Source organism: Marinobacter sp. L-80, from assembly GCF_056859395.1.
Genome location: NZ_JBSXOI010000070.1, coordinates 271211 through 293080 on the forward strand (window position 1 = coordinate 271211; position 21870 = coordinate 293080).

18 protein-coding genes are annotated in these 21870 nt (G+C 59.3%); 8 read left to right on the forward strand and 10 right to left on the reverse strand.

Features of this window, described 5'->3' with window-relative positions; all coding sequences use genetic code 11:
- Positions 1-133: 133 nt before the first annotated feature.
- Positions 134-991, forward strand: a complete 858-nt coding sequence (tesB, locus tag AC13E3_RS14290) for an acyl-CoA thioesterase II (RefSeq protein ID WP_053113187.1) — start codon at positions 134-136, stop codon at positions 989-991.
- Between the two features lie 4 nt (positions 992-995).
- Here the strand turns inward: tesB and AC13E3_RS14295 are convergent, their stop codons facing one another.
- From AC13E3_RS14295 to AC13E3_RS14305, 3 genes are all read right to left on the reverse strand, one after another.
- Positions 996-3575 carry an EAL domain-containing protein gene (locus AC13E3_RS14295; protein ID WP_482902166.1) on the reverse strand — a complete coding sequence of 860 codons (2580 nt, stop codon included), beginning with the start codon at positions 3573-3575 and terminating at the stop codon, positions 996-998.
- Positions 3576-3656: 81 nt separating this feature from the next.
- Complete coding sequence (locus AC13E3_RS14300) at positions 3657-4103, reverse strand: flavodoxin (RefSeq protein ID WP_008173520.1); 447 nt, start codon at positions 4101-4103, stop codon at positions 3657-3659.
- Between the two features lie 79 nt (positions 4104-4182).
- The gene (locus AC13E3_RS14305) at positions 4183-5286 is read right to left on the reverse strand and encodes a GGDEF domain-containing protein (protein WP_288367240.1); all 1104 of its coding nucleotides are present in this window, start codon (positions 5284-5286) and stop codon (positions 4183-4185) included.
- A gap of 208 nt (positions 5287-5494) precedes the next feature.
- Between AC13E3_RS14305 and AC13E3_RS14310 the strand changes: the two genes are divergently transcribed.
- Entirely contained in the window at positions 5495-7054 is a 1560-nt protein-coding gene (locus AC13E3_RS14310; protein ID WP_482902167.1) for an inorganic phosphate transporter, read from the forward strand.
- 89 nt (positions 7055-7143) lie between these two features.
- Positions 7144-7410: a hypothetical protein gene (locus AC13E3_RS14315; RefSeq protein WP_069182143.1), complete on the forward strand. Its 267-nt coding sequence runs from the start codon at positions 7144-7146 to the stop codon at positions 7408-7410.
- Positions 7411-7597: 187 nt separating this feature from the next.
- On the opposite strand, the gene panP is transcribed toward AC13E3_RS14315, so the two are convergent.
- From panP to AC13E3_RS14335, 4 genes are all read right to left on the reverse strand, one after another.
- The gene (gene panP / locus AC13E3_RS14320) at positions 7598-9274 is read right to left on the reverse strand and encodes a pyridoxal-dependent aspartate 1-decarboxylase PanP (RefSeq protein ID WP_286811280.1); all 1677 of its coding nucleotides are present in this window, start codon (positions 9272-9274) and stop codon (positions 7598-7600) included.
- Positions 9275-9469: 195 nt separating this feature from the next.
- Complete coding sequence (locus AC13E3_RS14325; RefSeq protein WP_053113183.1) at positions 9470-9814, reverse strand: DUF503 domain-containing protein; 345 nt, start codon at positions 9812-9814, stop codon at positions 9470-9472.
- Positions 9815-9975: 161 nt separating this feature from the next.
- Complete coding sequence (locus AC13E3_RS14330; RefSeq protein WP_008173507.1) at positions 9976-11676, reverse strand: isovaleryl-CoA dehydrogenase; 1701 nt, start codon at positions 11674-11676, stop codon at positions 9976-9978.
- A 2-nt stretch (positions 11677-11678) separates the two neighbouring features.
- Positions 11679-12311, reverse strand: a complete 633-nt coding sequence (locus AC13E3_RS14335; RefSeq protein ID WP_482902168.1) for a TetR/AcrR family transcriptional regulator — start codon at positions 12309-12311, stop codon at positions 11679-11681.
- Between the two features lie 272 nt (positions 12312-12583).
- Here AC13E3_RS14335 and AC13E3_RS14340 point away from each other — a divergent pair, with 272 nt between their 5' ends.
- From AC13E3_RS14340 to AC13E3_RS14360, 5 genes are all read left to right on the forward strand, one after another.
- Positions 12584-12805 (forward strand): hypothetical protein, encoded by a 222-nt coding sequence (locus AC13E3_RS14340; RefSeq protein WP_008173503.1) that lies wholly within the window; start codon positions 12584-12586, stop codon positions 12803-12805.
- A gap of 226 nt (positions 12806-13031) precedes the next feature.
- Entirely contained in the window at positions 13032-13985 is a 954-nt protein-coding gene (locus AC13E3_RS14345; RefSeq protein WP_482902169.1) for a lipase secretion chaperone, read from the forward strand.
- A 141-nt stretch (positions 13986-14126) separates the two neighbouring features.
- On the forward strand, positions 14127-15146 hold the full coding sequence (hemB, locus tag AC13E3_RS14350) for a porphobilinogen synthase (RefSeq protein ID WP_008173501.1): 1020 nt from the start codon (positions 14127-14129) through the stop codon (positions 15144-15146).
- 49 nt (positions 15147-15195) lie between these two features.
- Entirely contained in the window at positions 15196-17337 is a 2142-nt protein-coding gene (gene ppk1, locus AC13E3_RS14355) for a polyphosphate kinase 1 (RefSeq protein ID WP_482902170.1), read from the forward strand.
- Positions 17338-17359: 22 nt separating this feature from the next.
- Positions 17360-18649, forward strand: a complete 1290-nt coding sequence (locus AC13E3_RS14360) for a DUF945 family protein (protein ID WP_273085089.1) — start codon at positions 17360-17362, stop codon at positions 18647-18649.
- A gap of 61 nt (positions 18650-18710) precedes the next feature.
- Here the strand turns inward: AC13E3_RS14360 and coaD are convergent, their stop codons facing one another.
- From coaD to AC13E3_RS14375, 3 genes are all read right to left on the reverse strand, one after another.
- Positions 18711-19187 (reverse strand): pantetheine-phosphate adenylyltransferase, encoded by a 477-nt coding sequence (gene coaD, locus AC13E3_RS14365; protein WP_008173494.1) that lies wholly within the window; start codon positions 19185-19187, stop codon positions 18711-18713.
- A gap of 343 nt (positions 19188-19530) precedes the next feature.
- Complete coding sequence (locus AC13E3_RS14370; RefSeq protein WP_008173492.1) at positions 19531-21132, reverse strand: GMC family oxidoreductase; 1602 nt, start codon at positions 21130-21132, stop codon at positions 19531-19533.
- A 28-nt stretch (positions 21133-21160) separates the two neighbouring features.
- On the reverse strand, positions 21161-21799 hold the full coding sequence (locus AC13E3_RS14375; protein ID WP_008173490.1) for a hypothetical protein: 639 nt from the start codon (positions 21797-21799) through the stop codon (positions 21161-21163).
- Between the last annotated feature and the right edge of the window lie 71 nt (positions 21800-21870).

A 21870-nucleotide genomic window follows, 5' to 3' on the forward strand; every position in this document is an offset into this window, starting at 1 on the left:
TAGCCGGACTCCAATCCGCAGCCCCGATACCACGGGGCTGCTTTCTCTTGGCCGGCGACGGCTTTTCATTGCGAAATTTCGCCGCTTGCGGTAGAAAACTCCTTCGTGTGCTAACGAAATCACAGGAGCAGGCATGCTTGAGGTAACCAAGAAACTGGTGGAGTTGCTGGATCTCTCGCCCATCGGTGACGACCATTTCCAGGGGGACAGCGAGGATCTGGGCTTTCCAAACGTGTTTGGCGGGCAGGTTCTTGGTCAGGCGTTGATGGCGGCCAGCCGAACTGTTGAAGGTCGCCTTTGCCACTCCCTTCATGCCTACTTTTTGCGCCCCGGCAATCAGGACATGCCCATCGACTACGAGGTCCAGCGGGTCCGTGATGGTGGCAGTTTCTCGGTACGTCGGGTGATTGCCCGCCAGGACGGCAAGGAAATCCTGACCGGTTCCATGTCGTTCCAGGTAGCCGAGGAAGGATTCGAGCATCAGCTGACCATGCCGGATGCGCCGGACCCGGAAACACTTCGCTCGGAACAGGAATGGGGCGAACTGCTGGCACCCCAGGTACCCGAGAAGATGCGCCCGATTCTGACCCGGGACCGCCCGATCGAGATCCGCCCGGTGAATCCGGTCAATCCCCTGAAACCGGAGAAGCGGCCGCCCCACAAGCAGAGCTGGTTCCGGGCCCAGGGGCATCTGCCAGACGATCCCGTACTTCACCGTTGCCTGCTCACTTACGCATCGGATTTCCAGTTCCTCGGGACTTCCCTGAACCCGCACGGCCTGACATTCATGAGCAAGGGGCTGCAGGTGGCCAGCCTTGATCACTCGATCTGGTTCCACCGGGATTTCCGCATGGACGAATGGCTGTTGTACGACAAGGATAGCCCCAGCGCTTCGGCCGGACGGGGATTCAATCGGGGTAATTTCTTCAATCAGGACGGTGTGCTGGTGGCATCCACTACCCAGGAAGCACTGATTCGTCAGAGGTCCTAGCCGGCTAGCCCAGCTTACGCTGGTCCGGCTGCTGGTGATTCTTATCCAGCCAATCCATCATTTCGTCGAAGGGTAGTGGCGGTGTCAGCAGGTAGCCCTGGATCATGTCGCAACCCATGTCCCTGAGCAGATTGGCGGTGACCTCATCCTCGACGCCTTCGGCCACCACCTGATAGCCGAGGCTATGGCACATGTCTATCGTGGTCTGGACGATCACGCGGTCCTCCGCCTCGGTGTTCAGCTCGGTGACCAGCGACCGATCGATTTTGACCTCGCTCGCTGGGAGCTGTTTGATGTAGGACAGTGAGGAATAACCGGACCCGAAGTCATCGATCGAAACCGGAATGCCGGTGGCGCTGAGTGAGTTCAGCGCTCGCAGGGAGTTGCCCGGGTCCTGCATCATGGACGTTTCCGTTACCTCGAAAATAATCGAGCCCTGATGGCTGTGATAGCTGTTCATCAGACGCTGAACAAAGATGGGAAAGTCCGGTTCCCGCAGGTTGTTGGGCGAAATATTGATGGATATGTTCAGGGGCCAGCCGCGCTCCAGTAAGTGTGAGCGCAATTCCAGTGATTGCTCAATGACCCACCGGGTCAGAGGTTTAATTAGACCGGTCTGTTCCGCCAGACTGACAATCTCATCGGCGCGGATGGGGGTTGCCCGGCCGGGCCACCGGATCAGAACCTCAATTCCGACGATTCGACCCGTTTTCAGGCTCTGCTTGGGTTGCATGAACAGAGCGAGCTCGTTGGTATTGAGCGCATGCCGTAGCTCCGACACCAGGGTCAATCGGTCGGCGCTGTAGGAGTCCTTTTTGGATTTGTAATAGGCTATGCCACGTTCCCGCGCAGAGTCGGATCCTTCAGCGATCACTGCCCGACGTATCAGGGTATTGGCATCGGTGCCGTGCTCGGGAAAAATTGCCACTCCCAGGGCGGGGTCCAGAGGTATCTGCATGCCCAGATAGTCGATCGGGTAGCGTATGCCCTCCAGCGCCTTCAGAATGGCTCTGGGAACGTGGCCGGTTGCATCGGCGTCGACAACAAAGGCGAATGTCTGTGGGTCCAGTGACGCCAGGTAGAAATTGCGCTGATCACTCTGCTCAATCGGCAAGGCGCCCGGGAGCTCCCTCGCCACGGCATTGTAGTGCTTGGATGCCAGCGCCAGAATGCGGTCGCTGTTGCGATGCCCCAGCGTCTTCGTGACCGACTGCAGGTTATTCAGGTGGATGACGGCGACGCCATAGCGTCGCTCGGGGCTGCGCAGCATCAGGTCGTTCAGCATCATTTCCAGGCTGCTCCGATTGGGGAGGCCGGTAAGGGGATTATGCAGCGCATGATCCATCAGTTTCAGCTCTGCTGACCGTCGTGCTGCCAGAGCATTCAGTTCGGCTTCCCGGGCGTCAACCTTGTCCTGGCGTTCCTGATAAATTCGCGCCGCGAGGGCCAGCGTGAGCAGAATGGCCTCCAGTGCCGACCCAATCTGCATACCGTAGGTGGTCACAAAATTGTTTGGCAGCAGGCCGTACTTGTTGGCCGCGGTTATTGCGCTGCCCAGTGTCAGTGCCGCCCAGGCCACCGTGTAATAACCGGCTTGCGGGTTCCCCTTCCACCATTGCACGGGCCCCAGAACAGTGAGCAAAAGGCAGCTGGGTATTGCCAGGGCCACGGTCAGTCGGCTGCCCGTGCTGTAGTCCAGAAAGAATGTCATCAGACCAACCACTGCATTCAGTGAGATCATGAACAGTACGAGCCGGTTCAGAACAGGCCCGGTGTGTTCAAGTTTCAGGAATGAGCGGGAGAACACCAGGGTGAAGAAAAGAGAGAAAGGCACAGCCAGCAACATGATCTGATTCTGTAGGGCAGGGCTGTCAGGCCAGAGAAACTGATAAGTTGAGCCATTCAGGCTTCCGATAAGTAATAGATAGCCGAGTGTCGAGAGCACGTAGAGCAGGTATACCGGCTCTCGTAGCGCGGCAAAAATAAACAGGTTGAAGAAAATCACCGTGATCAGGATGCCGTAGTAAAGCGCGTGCATCTGGTCTTCGGTGGAAGAATGCTCGAAGAACGCCTGGGCGTTCCAGAGACGAACCGGAATCTGCATGGCCCCCTCGGTGCGCACCTCCAGCAGAATCTGGTACTCGCTGGCTATGCTTTGCTCGAAGGGGAACAGGAAATGGCGGTGCAGTATCGGGCGCTGTTCAAACGGAACGTGGTCTCCGGTCTCCACCCGCCGTGCGATTCGGCCGTTCTCAATCAGGTGGAAGGTCACTTTATCCAATTGCGAGTAGCGAACTTCAAGAAGGTTGATGGTCGCCGGCTGCGATACCGGAAACCGAAGCCAGACGGTATCGCGGATATAGCCAAAATTCGGACTTTTTTCCTCGAGAGTTTGCCAGCTGTCGGAGGCCAGGGCTTCACTGACCGTCAGCTTGTTGTCGGGGGCAACGCGCAGGTACTCGATTTGCGGAACATAGGAATCCTCGGCCCCGAAGGATGGGGCGGACAGGCCGGATAACAGCAAAAGTGTTATCAGTAAACGAAGCCAGAGGGTGGATGCCACGTCGTACCGCTTAATTGTCATTGTCTCTGGGAGTATGGCGTGTCGTCTTTGGCGGCTCAAGTCGCTGGCAGAGCCTGATTGGCAAATTTTTGTAGCCGTGTCTCAGATCTGCTCCAGCCACCCCCGGACCCAGGGCAGCGCTTCGGCCTCCGGTTCCATGGTTTCCAGGGCATCAATCCGAAGCGTGTCACCAACCTTACGGGCAGCGGTTTCGTAAAGCGCTTCCTCCATGAGGTCGCCAGCGCCACAGAAAGTATCTCCGTAGGAGCTGTCACCCAGGACGATGATGCCAAACGGCCGGCCGGGTTGTTGTGGCAACTGGTCCCTCAGGTCCAGGTAGAAGGGCAGCAGATTGGCCGGAAGCTCGCCCTGTCCGGTTGTCGATGTGCATACCAGTAGCGCATCGTTGTTCGACGTGATGTCATCCAGTGCCGGATTTTCCAACACGGTCACGTGGTGACCTTCCCCCTCAAGCTCTTTCTTGAGCGTTCTGGCCGTCAGGAGCGCGCCGCCATAGACGCTGCCCACCAGGATTCTGATTGATGTCATAGGTTACCTGCTCGCTGACTTGGCACTGTTCATACGGTCGTTCGGTGGCGCACGATCATAGCGGGAGTGCTTTCTCGCCTCAAGGCGAGTGGGTGGGGCAGGGTTCGCTTTCCTGGCTTCGAACCCGCGGTGCTATCCGGTTGCGCCCGGATTCCTTGGCATTGTAGAGGTTCAGGTCGGCCTGTTTGAGAAGATCGTCAAGCGACCGGGCCTTGGCTATGGAGCAGACACCGGCGCTGATGGTTACCGGTAATGCCTGATCCCTGAACCGGAACGGGTGCCTGGCAACTTGAGAGCGCAGTCTTTCAGCCAGGCTCAGGGCCTGCAGCAGGGAAGTGTCAGGCAATAACACCAGAAATTCTTCACCGCCCCATCGGGCCGCGACATCCGCCTGCCGAATCACGGTTCGCATCAATGCAGCGAACTCCCGCAGGACATCGTCGCCCGCGTCGTGTCCGAACTGGTCGTTGATCTGTTTGAAAAGGTCGAGATCGATCAGGGCAATGGAGAAATGGTGGCCGGAGCGCTGGTAGCGGGAAAACTCCATGGTCAGGCGGTTCTGCATTTCACGACGGTTGGCCAGCCCGGTGAGCTCGTCGGTGCGGGCGGCGTGCTCATGGGTTTCGGCCAGCGCCAGAAGTTCATTACGTGCTTTCAGTCGGCTGGCCTCGAGGACGAAACAGAAAATCGATTCGAAGGTCAGGGCCGCAAAAAAGCGGATCTTGAAATCCATGCTGTATTCCGCCGAGACCAGCGGTAGCCCGGGAAACTGGAACACCACTACCGCGACCAGGTAGCAGAACAGCAACACCGCCGTGCCGGTTTTCAGGTCAGTCAGGTAAAAGAGCAGAGGCGGGAAGACGTAGAACCAGAGTGGCCCGGTGTTGCTCTCGCCGCCGGACGCAATCAGGTAGGTGAAAAGCAGGCCGACAATAACGATCATCCCGGCTTTCTGGCGTGCCCGGTTGCCGGTGCTGGCAAAGTGCAGCATGTTCACGGCAATCAGACCGATGAAGGACCAGAGCACCCAGGCATGGGTCTCGTGTCCGGCGAACCAGGCCTTGGTACCGATGCCAACCAGAAAAGCGATAGCGGTTGCCGAGAGCCAGGTGAGCAGACGCGAGACCTGGCCGTCTTCCCGTTCGCCGGCAGCGAGCTGTCCGGAGGAAGTTGAATGAGGCATGGGAACCTTTTTTTGCTGTTTTTGTAATTTTGGCGCTTATGTCCGGGATTATGAGTCAATTTAGTGCGTTTTTGCACTCGAGTCTGTGATGTGTTTAGTCTGTGTGAATTGTGACCGTTTTATTTCATTTTCATGTCAAAAAAATTATAGTTGCCGCGCGACAGCGTTCGCCCCCAATCCTCACAGACTAAACGAGACCTGATCTGTTATGGCCCGTTCGAGCGGATTCCTGGATACCCTTCTCACCAGCCCTACCACGGAACGATACAGGGTCGGCATCAGCCTGCTTTTCTTACTTGGCGTGTGGCTGACTGTCGGATCATTCAGCCAGGGAATGCCCAACAGTATGTTGCTGATGGCCGCCGCGGTGATTGGCGGGTACATGGCGATCAACATTGGCGCCAATGACGTTGCCAACAACGTGGGGCCAGCGGTGGGTTCTGGTGCCCTGTCCCTGGGTGCCGCTGTGCTCATCGCAGCCGTTTTCGAGGCCGGTGGCGCGATCATCGCCGGCGGAGATGTGGTCTCCACCATCAAGGGTGGCATCATTGATCCCTCCAATCTGGAAGAGAGCAGGGCGTTCGTGTGGCTGATGACCGCCGCCCTCCTGGCTGGCGCCCTCTGGCTGAATCTGGCCACCTGGATGGGCGCGCCTGTGTCTACAACCCATTCCATTGTTGGCGGCGTTCTGGGTGCCGGTATCGCCGCCGGTGGCTGGGGTATTGCTGATTGGGCGGTGATGGGCAAAATTGCCGCCAGCTGGGTGATTTCGCCGGTGCTGGGCGGTGCTCTGGCAGCCCTGTTCCTGTTTGCGATCAAGAAGACTGTGCTCTATCGAAGAGAGGTCATTCCGGCCGCGAGGACCTTTGTTCCCTGGCTGGTGGCGATCATGGCCTGGGCCTTTGGCACCTACCTGATGATCAAGGGCGTCAAGAAGATCGTCAAAGTCGATTTTCTCGAGGCGACGCTGATCGGGCTTGCCGCGGCCGCCGTGGTGTTCTTCGTTATGCGCACCCTGGTGGGCCGCATGGCATCGACCATGGAGAACAGCTCGGCAGGCGTGAATACCCTGTTTACCTGGCCGTTGATCTTTGCCGCGGCACTGCTGAGTTTTGCGCACGGGGCCAACGACGTCGCCAACGCCATTGGTCCGCTGGCGGCGATCAATGATGCCCTTTCTGCTGATTCGGTTGTCATGTCGGCGAGCATACCGATGTGGGTGATGATGGTGGGCGCCCTGGGTCTGGCTGTTGGCCTGATGCTGTTCGGGCCGCGACTGATCAAGACCGTTGGCAGTGAAATCACCGAACTGGACAAGACCCGGGCCTTCTGTATTGCCCTGTCGGCAGCCCTCACGGTGATTCTTGCGTCTCAATTGGGCCTGCCGGTCAGCTCCACCCACATTGCCATTGGTGGTGTGTTCGGCGTTGGCTTTCTGCGGGAGTACCTGAAGTCGAACTACGCTACCCAACTGCACAAGATCATGGAGCACCATGATCCCGCCGAGCAGGAGCGTCTCAAGCCTTTCCTGGATGATTTCCGTAATGCCTCGGTGGAGGAAATGGAGAACCTGCTCAAGCAGGCCAAGAAGAAAAAGCAGGTGCCTCTGTCCAAGTCCGAGCGCAAGCGCCTGAAGAGGATTTATCGGGAAGAGATGGTCAAGCGTTCGCACCTTGTGCGAATTGCTGCAGCGTGGATCATTACGGTGCCGGCATCTGCCATCATGGCGGCGACGCTGTTCTTTACGCTCCGGGGCTTGTTGATCTGACCGGGCTGGTTGTATAAACCGAGTTTGGTCATACTATCTGTAAAAAGGGGTGTTTCACCCCTCAAGCCTATTTGTCCATGGAGTGAAGTATGAGTTCATCCGTTGAAAGCCGTCAGGCGAAGATGATTGATGAGCTGAGGACCTTTATCAAGAAGGTTCTGAGCGATCCGACCATTGCCGTTAAATCCATGGAGATCGCCCGCAAGCATCGTGGTCAGCCGAATGCCGAGGAGCTGATTGCACAGGAGATCAGTGCCAGCACCAATATCCGGATTCCGGAGAACTGGAGTGAGGCGGATAAGATGTTCCTGGATATCATCCATGATGTTCTGGATGATGAAGAGGCCCTGTACTAAGGCCTTGTCTGCAGGCTTGGGAGAAGCGAGCCGGGCGGGGGATGGTTCAAAAACACGCTGTGAATACGTCCCTGTACGCTTGGCTCCGCCATCCCTGGCTCCGCACAGTTTTTGAACCATCCCCCGCCCGGCTCACCTGAGCCATGGTTGTGGCCTAAAATCGCCATGGCTAAGTCTTTTGGACTCTTCAGGCCTGTCTCGCGTTCGGCGTCGCCTGCTTCAGGACAGCATCTGCCATCTGGTGCAGAATACTAATCTCATCCTCGATACCTTCATCCCGGGACAACTCTCTCTGCTCGGCAAGAATGTCCGCCAGGATTTCTTTGGTGGTCAGCGGGTTGGCCAGTACCACCCGGAACACGATGCACGGGAAATTGAAGTAGCGGGCCGGCTCCAGCCGGGTCCGTGACACAAACGCCTTGCCCCTTTCCCGCTGGGTTTTCTGGATGAACTTGGTGATCCGGTTCAGGCAGGTGTTGAGCTTTTCCGCCTGCAGGGGATCGGCAATGGCCAGGGCTTCCTGGACGTTTTCCGGGCAGTAGCGGTAGGTCAGGATGTTCAGTTCGGGCCTGGTAACCAGCTCGAAATCCGGTTCTGCTTCGATCATTTCCGCGAAGGTTTTGGCCTTGTCGATGCCCTGGTCTATCAGGATCTCGTAGCCTTCCCGGGCCAGGATTTTCAGGCCGGAGTGGATCAGCATGGACATGCCGGGCCGTGAGCCTTCCAGGGTGGTGCTGCCAAGATCCCGGGAGCCCTTACGGATGATGTACTGGGCGTGGTGTTCAACGGCACTGGCCAGGCTCGGGTCGCGGAATACCACGAGGCCCACGCCCATGGGTACGTAGAGCTGCTTGTGGGCGTCGAAGGTGACGGAGTCGGCCTTCTCGATGCCCCGCAGCAGGTGTTTGTAGGTGCGGGAGAACAGCGTGGGCCCGCCCCAGGCGGCGTCCACGTGGAAGTGGGCGCCGAATTCCCGGGCGATGTCGGCCATGGCGTCCAGGGGGTCGACGTTGCCGGTTTCGGTGGTGCCGGCCACGCCGCAGATGGCCATGACTTTGATTTTCTGGCGCTGCAATTCCAGGCACTTGTCCCGCAGGGCATCGGTATTGATGCGGTTTTCGTCGTCGGTATCCACCGGTATCAGGGACTCGCGGCCCAGGCCGAGTACGTCGGCGGCCTTGCGCAGGGAGTAGTGGCCGCGGCGGGAAACGACGATGGCGGCGCCTTCGTGGCCGTAGTATTTCAGCGCCCGGAACAGACCTTCCTGGTGCAGGCCCCGGAAGCTGCCTTCAGCCGGGAACGCCCGGTTACGGGCGACCCATAGGGCGGTCAGGTTTGCGACGGTGCCGCCGGAGCACATGGCACCCAGGGCGTAACGGGGATCGTGCATCCACTTGCGGTAGAAGGCGCCGTCTTCCTGGTACACCAGCCGGTGAATCATGCCCAGTACCTGGCGTTCCATGGGCGTGAACGCCTTGGAGGTTTCGGTTTTGACCAGGTTCTGGTTCAGGGCAATCATGATCTTCGAAAGCGGCAGCATGAAGTACGGCAACGCAGAGGTCATGTGCCCGATAAAGGCCGGAGAGGCGGTGTGAACGGAATTTGCCACCAGTTTGTCGAGCAGGAACTGGGCCTGTTCAGATACGAAGACGGGCTTCTCGGGAATGCTGTAGTCGGAGAAGTCTTTCTCCACATCCGAGAGGTCCCGTTCAACCGCAACGATGTGTTCCTGCAAGAAGCCTGCAAGATTGCGGGAGATGTTCTGGTCAATCCGGCTCAGCGTCGATTCCGGTGCCTCGGGCACCGTGAACACGCGATACATGGCCTCTACCGAGGCCTGTGCGGATTTCTTCTTTCCGGTCATAGGCGCCCACTCACATTCAGTGGTCATCCGAAGGGCCGGTTCCGGATGCCCTGCGGATACGGCCGGCATTCATGTCCGGCATTGGTTTCTGGTCACCCGCCTCTGGCAGGCGCACTGGCATCCCTGAGGGGGCGTAGTATACGGCCTGGCGACAGGTTACGCCACACGGCCCCTGCTCAGGTTATTGCGTCCCGGTCAGAGTATTTCCCGGTGTATATCAAGTATGGCAGCATCCACGCGTTCTTCGATGGCTTTTTCGATCTGATCCAGACGCTGGGTAATCTGCTGGGAGGAGGTACCCAGGGCGGCAATGGTCCAGGTGGCGCAGTCGAGGGCCTCCTGGTCGGCGGTTTCGGCAACGGCCAGGTCGGGTTCTTTGCCCCAGACGGCCTTCAGGGCGGTGAAGACTTTGCGTTTGGCTTTGAGGTCGTCGCAGCCGTAGAGCTGGAAGTGCAGGGTCAGTACGCCCACGTGGGGCGTGATAACCGGCTGCTGGGGCTTTTGGCCTTCCCGCAGGAGTTTTCTCAGGGCTTCTGACATCTTTGATTCCGTGCTGGAGTCGATGAGAAATCCCCTCCCAAAAAACGCTCCTTGCGGCACATCCCTGTGGCGCTTGGGCTCCGCCATCCATGGCTCCGCACATTTTTGGGAGGGGATTCCCCATCGACTCTCAGAGTTCTCAGTGGGCTTCCAATAGCAACTTAGCCTACTACAGGCGTTGCCCGTTTGATAATGGCTGCCGGATCGGTGCCCGAGGGCAGGTTGCCGTAGTTCATGCCGCCACTGGACTCGAGTCTCGAGGCGCAGAAGGCGTCGGCGACGGCGGCATCCGAGTGGCGGAGCAGCAGGGAGCCCTGCAGGGCCAGGGCCATGCGATCGACCAGGTTTCGGGCGCGGTACTGGAAATCGCTGATGTCGGCGAAGTCGTGTTGCAGCTGCGCCAGGAACTGGTCGAAGCGGCGATCGGCGCCTTTGGCTTCAGCGGCTTCCTTGAAGAAGGCGTCTAGGGTTTCAGGCTCTTTTTGCAGGGCGCGTAGGGTGTCCAGGCACTGAACGTTGCCGCTGCCTTCCCAGATGGCGTTGACGGGGGATTCCCGGAACAGCCGGGGCATGATGCAGTCTTCCATCACGCCGCTGCCGCCGATGCATTCCATGGCCTCATAGGCATGGTTCGGGGTGCGTTTGCAGATCCAGTATTTGCCGACCGGTGTCGCGAGGCGTGCCAACAGTCGTTCGTGTTCTTTGTCCTGGTTATCCAGGGCGCGGGCAATGCGCATGGTATAGGCCAGTGCCGCTTCGCTTTCCAGGGCCAGGTCGGCCAGGACATTCTGCATCAGAGGCTGATCGATCAGGCGGGCACCGAAGGCGCTGCGGTGACGGCAGTGGTGGCTGGCCTGGGCGATGGCCTGACGCATGCCGGCGGAGCTGCCGATCATGCAGTCGAAGCGGGTCATGGCCACCATTTCAATGATGGTGGGCACGCCGCGGCCTTCCTCGCCAACCATCCATGCAAGGGCGCCGCGCAGTTCGGCTTCGCTGGAGGCGTTGGCAACGTTGCCCATTTTGTTCTTGAGGCGCTGGACCTGCCAGGGGTTCTTGGTGCCGTCCGGGCGCCAGCGGGGCATCAGGAAGCACGACAGTCCTGACTGTGTCTGAGCCAGTACCAGGAAAGCGTCGCACATGGGAGCAGAGACAAACCATTTGTGACCCACCAGCTCATAGGCCTGGCCCGGGCCTCCCGCGCCGATCGGGTAGGCCCTGGTGCTGTTGGCGCGAACGTCGCTGCCACCCTGTTTCTCGGTCATGGCCATGCCAATGGTCACGGAACTTTTCTGGCTGTCCGGCAGGTTGCGGGGATCGTAGCTGTCGGCCAGGATCCTGGCTTCCCAGTCGGCCGCCAGTTCCGGCTGCTTGCGAATTGACGGGATGGCGGCAAAGGTCATGGTTACAGGGCAGCAGTGGGCGGCCTCCACCTGGGAGTGCATGTAGTACTTGGCTGCGCGGGCAACATGCGCGCCCTGGCCTGGATGGCTCCAGGGGCTGCTGTGGAGACCATTGTCGAAGGCAATCCGCATCAGCTCATGATAGGCCGGATGGAAGTCCACTTCGTCGATGCGGTGGCCGAAACGGTCATGGGTGTTGAAGACCGGTTTGTTGGCGTTGGCGCGAAACCCCAGGTCAATGGTCTGCGCGGCCCCGGCCAGGGCTCCGAATGCCTTGAGGTCCTCGGCAGCTTTACCGGCGCCCTCCCGGAGGGCAGCTTCCTGCAGGGCAATGTCCTGTTCGAACAGGTTATAGTTCTCCAGGGCCGGTGGCTGGTTGAAGACCTCGTGGGTGCTGGCCAGGTAGCGATCTTCCTGGTCGTTTGATGGCGTCTCTGGCCCGGGCTGCCGCGCGTTCATAGCTACCTCCTGGTGCCGGTCAACCCCTGCATACAAAAGCAGATGATGGAATTGACCAGCGGGTCATTGTTGTCTTCTGTTGTGCTGGTGGCCTGGCTGGTCTGTGTCGGTGACAGGGGGCCAACCAGGCTTTCCGCTATGGCGCCCACCAGGCAGGTGCTGCTTTGGCGAGCGTCCTGATCCCGGATGCATCCTTCTTCAATGCCTTCGCGGATCGCTTTTTCGAACAGGTTGGCGTACGCCTTGCGGTATGCCAGTCGTTCTTCTTCCACTTTCGGGTCCACCGGCTCGGCGATCAGTGACCAGGCCATTTGCGGGCCTTTCAGTGCCCGCTCGGCAAATTGTCTGAGTGCCCGCTCAAGCCGCTCGGCGGCGTTGCCATCGGAGGCCAGAGCTTCGGCGACCTTGTCGACCTCCCGCTGGGTTGCCAGCCGGAAAATCTCGGCGAACAGGTCCTCTCTGGACTCGAAGTGCCGGTAGATAGTTCCTGTGGCAACGCCGGCCAGCCCGGCGATCCGGGTAACCCGCGCGCTTCGAAAACCGCCTTCGGCCACGCACTGATAAGTGCAGTCCACAATCCGTTTGCGCGCCTCCGCCTTGCGCTGGCGCATTTTTTCCGTTTCTCGATAGGCCATTCGGGCTCCCTATAAGCAGTGAATCACTATTCATTCTTTCTGTCAATTTCTTGATCTACAGACGAATATAAAATTTTCGCATGTAATTCAATTGTTTGTTGTGATTTACAAAAATTTACAAAAAAGTCGTTGCCAATAAATAGCGTGGTCACGAAAAGCAGATTATAAAGACGCCAAGACGAAGCCGCAGGCGGTCTTTCGTCGATACGGAGTGAGGTTCCCTGCGGGGTCGCAGCACTCGACCATCTGTTTTCGTTGATGGAGAAAAGATCATGAGTGAATTCGACGAAAGCAACCTGGAGCAGTCCGGAAGCTGGACCAGCGACAGTGACGACAACCATTCCATCGCCGGCCGTGCCCGCGTTCGCGCACAGTTGCAGGCAGACATCGAAGCGTTCCTGAGCCAGGGCGGAAGGATCCAGGAAGTAGATACCTCCTTCCGTTCTGATACACCTCGCAAGGTGGAAGTGGGTTTTAACAACCGCTCCCTCTGAACGTTCAGACGGCAGTCCGGGGCGCTTCGCCCCGGCTCCGTTTTTGATCCCTGTCTCGGTATGACCTGTCAGCGTCGTTTATCCTCGTTCATTATCATTTTGCGCCGTTAGCCCGGGCAAATCGCCAGTCACCCGTAATCCGGACTCCTGTGTGGTAATGAAGCGCCGAATCCATCTTTTCCTTGTTTTGCTACTGATCATAGCAGCTGTTGTCAGCTTCTGGCTGATGACGACATATCCGGCTGCCGAGGGTGAGCCGGTCGTATCGGCGCCTGTTGATGAGTCTCTGAAATCACTGAACAAGGGGGCGGCCTCTTCTGCGCCCTCCGACCTGGTAAACAACGCTTCCACGGTCCGTGTTCCCGAGCAGTTGCCAGCCTCGCTGGCCGGCACCTCGGTCCCGGATGGTTGGGCCCGAACGGACAGGTTCGGCAATCTTGTCCCGACCCCGCATCTGCGACAGCTGTTCGAGTATTTCCTGTCAGCCCTGGGAGAGGAATCGCTGCAAGCATTGGTGGCGCGCATTGAAGCGGCGCTGTCGGGCCTGGAAGAGCCAGCGAGATCCCAGGCCCTGGTAACCCTTGGAAACTACCTGGAATATAAACTTGCGGTTTCTGAGCTGGAACAAAGCTATGGTGAGGTGTCCGGGCTTGGCGCGGGTGAGATGCAGCGAAGGATGGCAGAGATCCAGGCACTGCGGCGGACCTGGCTTGATGCCGATACCGCCGTCGCTTTCTTTGCTGACGATGAGGCAGTCGACCGCTTCCAGATCGAAAAACTCAGGATCGCAAGCAATGACAGCCTGACCGATGAGCAGAAAGCAGAAGCTCTTCGCCAGGCCGAGTCTGCCTTGCCGGAGCCGCTCCGCAAGGCCAGGGAGGAGACCCGACGGTTTGCAGACTATGAACAGGTGCGCCGGGAGCTGGCGGATGATCCCCGGGCGCTCGAGGCCTGGCGTCAGGAGGCCTTTGGGGAAGCCGCGGCGGACAGGCTGGCCCGCCTTGAGGAGGAACAAAAGAACTGGGACCGCCGCTGGCAAGTCTATTCACAGGAGCGGGACCGGCTATTGTCCCCCGGGCTTGCCGAGCCGGAACGTCAACAGGCGCTGGAGCGTCTGAGGGCCAGCCACTTCAATGAAACCGAACAGGTTCGAGCCGAGGCGCTGGATTCGATACGGTAATTAACCTGTCATTTAATCGCCCTATCCTGCCAGGGGAGTCTGCAACCAGCGGCGCCGGCCGTGTATGATGGCGCAAAGGGCGCCCGGCGGATGCCGAGACGGTCCATCAGACTTTTTGTTCAGCCATCCAGGAGGTTGTCAGTGCCGATTCCGACTCCCCGTACTTTTCCTGCCACCCGCTTACGCCGTAACCGGGCCAGCGATTTCTCGCGTCGCCTGGTTCGGGAAAACCAGCTCACGCCGGACAACCTGATCTATCCGGTATTCGTGCTGGAGGGTGAGGGCCAGCGGGAACAGGTGCCCTCAATGCCGGGAGTGGAGCGCCTGAGCATTGATCTGCTGGTTGAACAGGCTGCGGAGCTGGTCGAATTGGGTATCCCGGCAATTGCCCTGTTTCCGGTAGTTCCGGCCGAGAAGAAAAATCTCTCCGGCTCCGGAGCCTGGGATTCCGATGGTCTGGCGCAGAGAGCGGTTCGCGCCCTCAAGTCGGCCCACCCGGAACTCGGAGTGATTACAGACGTGGCGCTGGACCCTTTCACCACCCATGGCCAGGACGGCATCATCGATAACGACGGTTATGTCCTCAATGACGTGACGGTCGAGGCACTGGTCAACCAGGCGCTCTCCCATGCCGATGCGGGCGCCGATGTGGTCGCACCGTCTGACATGATGGATGGCCGGATTGGTGCCATTCGCGAAGCCCTGGAAAACGGCGGCCATGTGAACACACGGATCCTGGCCTATTCTGCCAAGTACGCATCAAGCTATTACGGGCCTTTCCGTGATGCGGTAGGCTCGGCCGCCAATCTCGGCAAGGGTAACAAGGCGACCTACCAGATGGATCCGGCCAACGGTGACGAGGCATTGCATGAGGTCTCGATGGACCTGGCCGAAGGCGCAGACATGGTGATGATCAAGCCCGGTATGCCGTATCTCGATATCGTGCACCGGGTGAAGACGGAATTGCGGGTACCAACATTTGTTTACCAGGTCAGTGGCGAATACGCCATGCATATGGCCGCAGCCCAGAACGGCTGGCTCGACGGGGATGCGGTGATGATGGAAAGCCTGATGGCCATGCGCAGAGCCGGGGCCGACGGAATCCTGACCTACTTTGCCGTGCGCGCGGCCCGACTGATGCGGGACCGTCAGCGCGGATAAGGCCAAAATCATTCGCCAGCAGTGGCGAACACACTGGAATCGAGGAATCATGACAACGGAAACGGCGAAGAATCAGACGGCAGGGGATGACCGGAGTGTGCCTGCGCCGGTGGATGTGCCCCCGGTTGGTGAGGAGATCAACCTGGATGCCAATGAAAATTACTTCAACCGGGAACTGAGCCAGCTCCAGTTTAATTACCGCGTGCTCAAGCAGGCCCTGGATACGACGCACCCGTTGATCAATCGTCTGATTTTCTGCTGCATTTTCAGCAGCAACATGGACGAGTTCTTCGAGATCCGTGTGGCCGGTCTAAGGCAGCAGATGAAATACGGCCGTGAGACCGTTGGTGCCGATGGCATGATACCGGACCAGGCCCTGGCGGAGATCAGCCGTGTTGCTCACGAGTACATTCGCGAGCAGTACGACATACTGAACAATGTGCTGATTCCCGAGATGGAAGAGCAGAACATTCACTTTGTCCGGCGCCGGGAGTGGACGCCGGAGCAGGCGGAGTGGGTGCGCACTTATTTCGAGGAGGAGATCCTGCCGGTGGTCAGCCCCATCGGGTTGGATCCTTCGCACCCGTTCCCGCGTCTGGTCAACAAAAGCCTGAACTTCATTGTTGAGCTGGACGGCAAGGACGCCTTCGGGCGGGAAACCGGCATGGCGATTGTGCCGGCTCCGCGTTCGCTGCCCCGCCTGGTCCGTCTGCCTGATGATGTCTGCAATGGTGGCGAAAACCTGGTGTTCCTGTCGTCCATGATCCACGCCCACGCCGACGAGCTCTTCCCCGGCATGGAGGTGAAAGGCTGCTATCAGTTCCGGCTGACCCGTAACGCCGACCTTGAGCTTGAAGACGATCTGGAAGACCTGGCCTCGGCCCTGCGTGGTGAGCTGCTCAGTCGCCGGTTTGGCGACGGCGTGCGCCTTGAGGTTGCCGACAACTGCCCGGAAGAGCTGGTTCAGTTCCTGCTGAAGGAATTCGGTCTGACCGAGCGCGATCTTTACCAGGTCCATGGCCCGGTGAACCTGACCCGATTGATGGCGGTCGGAGGGCTGGTGGACCGTCCGGACCTCACCTATTCCGGTTTTTCGCCGTCGATTCCCAAGCTGATACGCAGCAAGGAATCGATGTTCGATGCCATTCGCAAGCGCCCGATTCTATTGTTGCACCCTTACGAAAATTTCAGCCCGGTCGTTGATCTGTTGCGCCAGGCCGCCAAGGATCCTCAGGTTCTGGCGATTCGCCAGACCCTATATCGGACGGGGGCAGACTCGGAGATTGTCGAGGCGCTGGCGGATGCGGCCCGCCGCGGCAAGGAGGTTACCGCGGTTATCGAGTTACGGGCGCGATTCAGTGAGGCCGAGAACCTCGAGCTGGCCAGTCGGCTGCAGGAAGCGGGCGTGATCGTGGTATACGGCGTGGTTGGTTACAAAACCCACGCCAAGATGATTCTGATTGTGAGGCGTGAGGAGGGACGGCTGCGCCGCTATGTGCACCTGGGCACCGGTAACTACCATGCCGGTAACGCCCGTCTGTATACCGACTACAGCTTCATGACCTGCGATGAGTCCATCAGCGATGACGTCAACAAGCTGTTCCAGCAGCTTACCGGCATGGGTAAGGCCCTGAAGATCAAGAAGCTGTTTCATTCGCCCTTCACCCTCCATCCCCGGCTACTGAGCCTGATTGATCGGGAAGCGGGCTTTGGGGACAAGGGCCGGATCATCTTCAAGTTCAATGCATTGACGGAAATCCAGCTGATCAAGGCGCTTTACCGGGCTTCACAGGCCGGTGTGAAAATCGATCTGATCATCCGCGGCATCTGTTGTCTGCGTCCGGAAGTGCCGGGCCTCTCGGAGAATATTCGGGTGAGGTCGATCATTGGCCGCTTCCTGGAGCACACCCGTGTCTACTACTTTGGCAACAATGGCCGCCCGGATGTGTACTGTTCGAGTGCCGATGGTATGGAACGGAACCTGCTCAGCCGGGTGGAAACCGCTTTCCCCCTGGACGATCCTGATCTTGCCGCCCGGGTCAGAGAAGATCTGGATACCTACCTGGCCGACAATTGCCAGTCCTGGGTACTGCAACCGGACGGCAGTTATATTCAGAACCAGCCCGCAGAAGGTGAAGAGCGCCTTGCCTCACAATTGGTGTTGCTTGAACGGCTGACCGGAAAAACCTGATTCCCGAACTGGAGAAAGTTGTTTGAACACCAAATGGATGATTGCCGGCGCTGGTGTGCTGGCTGTAGCGGGCGGCCTGCCCTGGGTCGTGGGATACGTAACTGAGCAGCAGTGGCACCAGGCAACAGCGGAGGTGAACGATGCACAACCCTTCCTTCGCATGGAAACGGATAACTATGAGAGAGGTATTCTCGGGGCCCGTTTCAGAGGTTCGGTGAACCTGATCAATCCGGAAACCGGTGAATCCCTGAAGCTTGCCTACCGGGCCAATGTGACCCATGGCGTGACCGGCAGCCTGATGGATTTCCAGCCCGAGGATGGCTGGGCCGCCGGCGATAGCGACTGGTTCTCCGGTGAGGAGCCGAAGCTGACCCTGGAAACCCGTCTCTGGGGTACCGCTGTTCTCGAACTCGAAGCGCCCCAGATGACCCTGACGGACCCGGATACCGGGGAGACCCTGGCCTCAAGTGGCGGCTTGGCAAGAATTGAGGTCAGTGAGGCCGGTTCTCAGGCCGATGCCTTGATGGTCTGGCCGGGAGTAACCCTGTCCGGTCCGGACCTGGATATCCAGGTCAGCGACTTCCGCCTCGAGCAAACCATGAGTCATCTGACCGGTGAGGTCTGGACCGGCTCCGGCGAGATTGCGGTGGAATCGGTTGCTGTGACCCCGGCGGCGGAAGCCCCCTTCATGCTTCAGGGGATTTCGGTTCTTAGCAGCAGCGAGCCGGTCAACGATGGTGAGCGCCTGGATTCACGAATGACGTTCGAGGTCGCTGGCGTTTCAACGGCCGATGAGCGTTATGGTCCCCAGAGACTGGTGTTCGCATTGTCCGGGCTGGATGTGGCGGCCTGGAGCAACCTGACCGAGAGCCTTTCATCCATGCAGGCGCTGGCTATCACTCAGGCCTCTGGCGGTCCCCAGCAGTTTGAGCAGCAGATGGCCGCCATGCAGCAGGTGAATGCCGCCGTTCGGGATTTGGCAGCAGCCGGGTTCTCGGTTGGTTTTCCAGAGCTGACGGTGACCACCCCGGAGGGTGTGATAGAAGGCAGCGCCCGGATCGCCCATCCGGAGCTGACGGCGGATCAGAAAGCAGAAATGCTGATGGTGATGCAGCAGTTGACCGGCAAAATGGATCTCAGTCTGCCCGTCGCGCTCGCGGAGGAATACCCGGAATTCCGGTTACAGCTGGCACCGCTGATAAAGCAGGGGCTGCTGGTAGAGCAGGGTGACAGTCTGGTGCTTGATGCCAGTATGAAAGATCTTGTGCTGGACGTGAACGGTGTGGAAATTCCTTTGCCGCCGTTGCTTTGACGCCGCTGCTTCATTGCCATAAAAAAGCCCCGCTGGTCGGGGCTTTTTTGTTAGTTCAGCTTCAGCTGAACTTCTTTTTCAGGGCAGCCTCTACCGCCGGATCAACAAACTCCGAGACATCGCCACCCAGGGATGCGATTTCCCGGATCAGGGTGGAGGAGATGTAGGACAGGTGATTGGCCGGTGTCAGGAAAACGCTTTCCACTTCCGGAGCCAGACGGCGGTTCATGTCGGCCAGCTGGAATTCGTATTCGAAATCCGATACCGCCCGGAGTCCACGGAGGATCACGGTGGCACCCTGTTCACGGACGAAATCGGCGAGCAGGTTGCTGAATCCGGTGACGCTGACATTGGGGAGATGCGCGGTCGCCTGGCGGACCAGTTCGCAGCGTTCTTCTAGATCGAGAAGTGGCTGTTTCTTGGGGTTGTAGGCGATGGCGACGACGATTTCATCAAACATTCGGCCGGCCCGTTCGATCAGGTCGGTGTGGCCGTTGGTGATGGGATCGAAGGTGCCCGGGTAGATGACTTTGGACATGCGCAGCTCCTTTCTTTGCGAGGCCCAAGGATAGCAGCATTTTCGGAGACTCTGTAGGCGTCCGGGGCTTCAGGTCGTGCATGTCGGCTATGTGGTGGGGCCGACTGGAAGGGCTTGTCCGGGAAACGCTACAAGCACCCCTTCGGGGTCCGGCCAGCAATCACAGATTGCTGTCGTTCGCCTGCGCATGAAGCTTCGCTTCATAATCGCTTGTCTCACCCATGTGCGCTTGAGCGAAGCCATCCATGGCTTCTCACATTCCCGGACAAGCCCTTCCAGCCAGCCCTTTCATCCCCGTGCGAGCCTCCCCGAAGGAAACTGGGGCTGTTATCTGCGCGCAATGCTAGCTGGCTGCTCGCGAGAGTCTTTGAGCCAACCTTGTACTGTTCCGTGCCGCCAGGGCGTAAACCGACAGCTGCGGATTTGCCCCGATGCTGGTGGGGAAGATCGAGGCATCGTGGATGCTGAGGTTGCTGACCTGGTGGTGTTCACCAAAGCCGTTGACGACCGAGTTTTGCGGATTGCTTCCCATGGCGCAGCCGCCCATCTGGTGGGCGGTGAACAGGCGGACGCGGTGGGGTGCCATGGGGAGCTGGTCGATGGCGGCTTTGGCGTCGGTCCAGTTGGTGTACCAGTCGGAATCCAGGTGCATCAGGCGGACTTTTTCGGCACCGGCGGCGAACTGGATTTCGGCCATGGTGTGGAAGGCTTCGCGGATGCCCTTCCAGAGGTAGTCGCTGACGGGGTAGTCCAGTACCGGACTGCCGTCGTCGCGGAGGGAGACTGTGCCGCCGGGGCTTTCGGGGTGGAAGCCGTCCCGGAGCAGGGCGATGACGGACTGCATGTGGGGCAGGCCGGCCATGTTGTTGATCTGGGTTTCGCCGTGGCCGGGTATGACGCCGCTGGACATGCCCGGGTGCAGCGGTGGCACCTCGAGTTTGTAACCAACCGGGCCGTCGACGCCGTTTCGGAAGTTGAATTCGTCCGAGTAGATGGACTGGGGCGCGCCATAGAACGGATCGACGCGCTGAGGCATCTGGGCGACGGTGGCGTTGACCGGATGGATGAACGAACGCTTGCCGATCCGCTGGTGCGGGTCCGGGATGTCGGAGCGGAGCAGCAGGCCGGGGCTGCCGATGGCGCTGGCGGCGACCACGAAGTGTCGGGCTTTGAGCGTGACCTTGATCCCGGTCGGGGTGACGCCATCATCCGCAAAGGCAGAGGCTTCCAGGTGGTCGATCTTGTCCTCGTTCATTACCAGGCGGTCGGCGCGCAGGCTGTGGAACAGCCGGGCGTTGTTATCGAGCGCCCCCGGAATGGTGGTCATCAGGGCGCCCTGTTTGGCGTTGGTCGGGCAGCCGACGCCGCAATAGCCCAGGTTCCAGCAGCCTTTCACATTGCGGGGAATGATCTGCCAGCTGTAACCCAGTTTTTCGCAGCCCTGGCGCAAGATGTCGTTGTTGACGTTCGGGTCGACCTGCCACGGGGCCATGGAGTGGCGTTCTTCCCGGCCATCGAACCAGGGCGCCATGGCGTCCGGCCGAAGTTCGTCCAGGCCAAACTGCTCGGCCCAGTAATTGAGCGTGGGCGCCGGTGTCCGGAAACTGGAAGTCCAGTTTACCGTGGTGGAACCGCCCACGCAGCGGCCTTGCAAAATGGCGATTGCCCCGTCCCGGGTTACCCGGCTCATGCCTTCCTGGTAAAGGTTGGCATAGGAGGTCTGCTCGTCCATCTTGAAGTCTTTCTGATAGTAAAGCCGGCCCTCCTCCACGAGTATCACGGACAACCCGCTGCGGGCCAGAATCTCGGCGGTGGTGCCGCCACCGGCGCCGGTTCCGATAACAACAACGTCCGCTTCTGCGGTCAGGTTTTGCGTCAGGAGGGCGCTATCGGTGACGTTCCAGCCTGATTCCAGGCCCTGGGCAATACGATCGGTCAATGACATGTTTGTGCTCCGTCAGATCAGCTGGCAATCAGGCGTTTTGGAATTGTGGCAATGCGTCGACCGCGTATTGCGGTGGTCCGGGATAGCCGGACAGGTGCCAGAAATCCCGATAGCCATAAAACGCCACGTTGCTGATCTTGGTCAGCGCAATGTAGCCGTTGTTGAACAGCCCGATACGGCTGGTGCGCCAGCGCTCCAGAAACGCGTCGGCTTCCGCCGTTGTCACATTCGGCCAGCTGGACCAGACCCGGGCAACGGTCACCCGGGTGAGCCCGAAGTTCAGCAGGTCAAACAGTTGCCGCAGTTCCTTCTGGTTAGCTGGTCCGAACTTGTGGATGCCGGCATCAATCCGCTCGATCGTCCCGGCAATTGCCAGGTTTCTGGCCTGTGGCTGCTCTGGCAAACCCGGCCCAATCATGGCGGGCAACAAGGCCTCGAACAGCGCAATGTCATCCTCGTTTAAAAACCGGAACTGGTAGCTGGCGTCCATCCGGGTGCCAACGGCACTCAGCCGGCCCGCCGGCTGAGTGGCGCATCCGCTAAGCCCGGCGGTGACGCTGACGGTGCCCAGAAACACGGCACCGCCAAGTCCGGTTTTTAGAAAGCTTCGGCGGTTGAGATCGGCAAATTGAGGGTGTCCTGACGGATCAGGGATCTGTTTCTGCATGGGTGTGTTCTCGTTATTGTTTTTGGATAGCGGGGAAAATGCTGAATCGTCGCGGGCTGGTAGCCCCTTCC

Excerpts from the sequence above, each read along its gene's own strand:
- AC13E3_RS14300 (WP_008173520.1), bottom strand. The coding sequence starts at position 4,103 with ATGACATCAATCAGAATCCTGGTGGGCAGCGTCTATGGCGGCGCGCTC.
- AC13E3_RS14375 (WP_008173490.1), bottom strand. The coding sequence starts at position 21,799 with ATGCAGAAACAGATCCCTGATCCGTCAGGACACCCTCAATTTGCCGAT.
- AC13E3_RS14340 (WP_008173503.1), top strand. The coding sequence starts at position 12,584 with ATGAGTGAATTCGACGAAAGCAACCTGGAGCAGTCCGGAAGCTGGACC.
- coaD (WP_008173494.1), bottom strand. The coding sequence starts at position 19,187 with ATGTCCAAAGTCATCTACCCGGGCACCTTCGATCCCATCACCAACGGC.
- AC13E3_RS14330 (WP_008173507.1), bottom strand. The coding sequence starts at position 11,676 with ATGAACGCGCGGCAGCCCGGGCCAGAGACGCCATCAAACGACCAGGAA.
- AC13E3_RS14345 (WP_482902169.1), top strand. The coding sequence starts at position 13,032 with ATGACGACATATCCGGCTGCCGAGGGTGAGCCGGTCGTATCGGCGCCT.
- AC13E3_RS14305 (WP_288367240.1), bottom strand. The coding sequence starts at position 5,286 with ATGCCTCATTCAACTTCCTCCGGACAGCTCGCTGCCGGCGAACGGGAA.
- AC13E3_RS14295 (WP_482902166.1), bottom strand. The coding sequence starts at position 3,575 with ATGACAATTAAGCGGTACGACGTGGCATCCACCCTCTGGCTTCGTTTA.
- tesB (WP_053113187.1), top strand. The coding sequence starts at position 134 with ATGCTTGAGGTAACCAAGAAACTGGTGGAGTTGCTGGATCTCTCGCCC.
- ppk1 (WP_482902170.1), top strand. The coding sequence starts at position 15,196 with ATGACAACGGAAACGGCGAAGAATCAGACGGCAGGGGATGACCGGAGT.
- AC13E3_RS14315 (WP_069182143.1), top strand. The coding sequence starts at position 7,144 with ATGAGTTCATCCGTTGAAAGCCGTCAGGCGAAGATGATTGATGAGCTG.
- panP (WP_286811280.1), bottom strand. The coding sequence starts at position 9,274 with ATGACCGGAAAGAAGAAATCCGCACAGGCCTCGGTAGAGGCCATGTAT.
- AC13E3_RS14335 (WP_482902168.1), bottom strand. The coding sequence starts at position 12,311 with ATGGCCTATCGAGAAACGGAAAAAATGCGCCAGCGCAAGGCGGAGGCG.
- AC13E3_RS14325 (WP_053113183.1), bottom strand. The coding sequence starts at position 9,814 with ATGTCAGAAGCCCTGAGAAAACTCCTGCGGGAAGGCCAAAAGCCCCAG.
- AC13E3_RS14370 (WP_008173492.1), bottom strand. The coding sequence starts at position 21,132 with ATGTCATTGACCGATCGTATTGCCCAGGGCCTGGAATCAGGCTGGAAC.
- AC13E3_RS14310 (WP_482902167.1), top strand. The coding sequence starts at position 5,495 with ATGGCCCGTTCGAGCGGATTCCTGGATACCCTTCTCACCAGCCCTACC.